This window comes from Mesorhizobium sp. M1E.F.Ca.ET.041.01.1.1, from assembly GCF_003997355.1.
Classification (GTDB): Bacteria; Pseudomonadota; Alphaproteobacteria; order Rhizobiales; family Rhizobiaceae; genus Mesorhizobium.
The window spans coordinates 1-1,512 of sequence record NZ_RZSL01000958.1 but is presented as its reverse complement, the minus strand read 5'-3'; the positions used below and the strand labels follow the sequence as shown (position 1 = coordinate 1,512).

Annotated in this window: 2 protein-coding genes and 1 pseudogene; 1 reads left to right on the top strand and 2 read right to left on the bottom strand. The window is 57.1% G+C overall.

The window, feature by feature from the left end; translation table 11 throughout:
• A pseudogene (locus EOA38_RS36350) lies at positions 1 to 355 on the bottom strand (hypothetical protein); the annotation flags it as partial.
• A gap of 184 nt (positions 356 to 539) precedes the next feature.
• On the opposite strand from EOA38_RS36350, the gene EOA38_RS36345 reads away from it, so the two are divergent.
• A complete protein-coding gene (locus EOA38_RS36345) occupies positions 540 to 842 on the top strand; it encodes a hypothetical protein (protein ID WP_126093371.1) in 303 nt (100 codons plus the stop codon).
• A gap of 26 nt (positions 843 to 868) precedes the next feature.
• Here the strand turns inward: EOA38_RS36345 and EOA38_RS36340 are convergent, their stop codons facing one another.
• Entirely contained in the window at positions 869 to 1,330 is a 462-nt protein-coding gene (locus EOA38_RS36340; RefSeq protein WP_126093370.1) for a hypothetical protein, read from the bottom strand.
• Between the last annotated feature and the right edge of the window lie 182 nt (positions 1,331 to 1,512).

The window sequence follows — 1,512 nt, the reverse complement described above, 5'->3', positions numbered from 1 at the left end:
GCATATAGCTGTGCGCCGGCGCGCGCTGCTCAACGATCAGCATGCCACCAAGATTCCAAGCCGTGTGGTCGGCAGGAAAGCCGTCGTCCCGCGATTTGTTATCCGGCAACTTGACCTCGACAAGCGGCGCCACATGCGCTTGCCAAGCGGTGAATTGATCCTCTGGTGCCAGTTTGAGCGTTGAGAAGGACAACGGCTCCAGCACCGGCGCGAGTGGCGGGGCGGCCTCGTTGTCAGGTTGAACGTCGCGTGGCCAACGGCGTCGCTCACGCTCCGGCGCTTGCCCAGCATGCGCTTCGTCTTGCCTCTTAGCGTCTATCGCGCGTGGTGCCATATCCGATTCCGGTATGCCCATGCCCTCGCAATCATGTGGTGTATCCCGGGCATCTGGCAAGCCTGTCGACCGCATCGGCGATCACGCTGGATTACAGCGAGAAATGCATCCCGAGATAAGTTTCTGGATGCGAAGATAACGACACTCTTCAAACTGGTGCGTATAGATTCCAGCATCGTGAAAGCGATGTTGAGGAGACCACGAAATGAACGAAAAGCTCAAAGGAGAAGCTCGCCGCAAGATAATTCTTGATGGATACGTTAACAACGAGCCATTGAAAGATATTGCAGCGAAGCTCGGATGCTCGCTGGCGAGCTTGAAAGTCAGCGCCAGCAAGCTCGGTTGCACCAGAACACCAAAAGAGGCGGCGGACTTTCGCCGCGGCTTTTGCATACCGGAAAACAAGCGGCAAGATTATTATCAACTGATGACCTCCGGACAATATAGATCCCGCGAGTGTGCGCAGATTTTGGGGTTATTGACAACGCAATCACGAGGCGCAGAGTAATCTTTGCCCCGCTACTATGAGCGTTATTATCGCTTAGGCCACAGCAAAGGCCCGCCGCAAAGTACGAACGGCGGGCCCTGAAAGGCACTCAAATGCTGCGTCGGCGTTTCAATCGCACCTGTCTTAGCCCTCTCGATCTGGATGTTTGCGAACGCGTGTTCAATCAGGTCTGCGCGGATGAAGAGCTCGATCCTTTGGGCCTGGGCGCTGAAATTCTGGCGGTGATGGTTGTGGCCATTTTTCGAAACGCTCACACCAACGAGCGCGAACTGCTGGAGGCGGTCAGATCTCACCGGCAAAAAATCACGGAAATCGGCCGCTAGTACGCGCCGCTCAAAAATGCTCGTCGGCGCAGATCTGAAGGGGATCGGCAGCTCATAATTCGCCGTTTCGTTCAGCCCGGGGAGCCAAGTTTTCCAAAGCCCATGCCAGGTTTCCAACGTGCCGTCCTTGCGCACGGATGGCTCCTGCGCGATCTTGCCGACCATTTTCGGGAGGAAATCGTGCGAAACACTCTGGCATCGGCGCTGCTGTTGACGGCCGCCCTTTACGCGACTGGCGCCAACGCCCTGGACAGCAGCGGAACACCGGTTGTCGTAACCCCGCTTGCGTCCAAGACGACCACGGCCTCCGGCCAGCCGATCACGCTGCCGCAGAAGAATGTCGAGGT

Excerpts from the sequence above, each read along its gene's own strand:
- EOA38_RS36345 (WP_126093371.1), top strand. The coding sequence starts at position 540 with ATGAACGAAAAGCTCAAAGGAGAAGCTCGCCGCAAGATAATTCTTGAT.
- EOA38_RS36340 (WP_126093370.1), bottom strand. The coding sequence starts at position 1,330 with ATGGTCGGCAAGATCGCGCAGGAGCCATCCGTGCGCAAGGACGGCACG.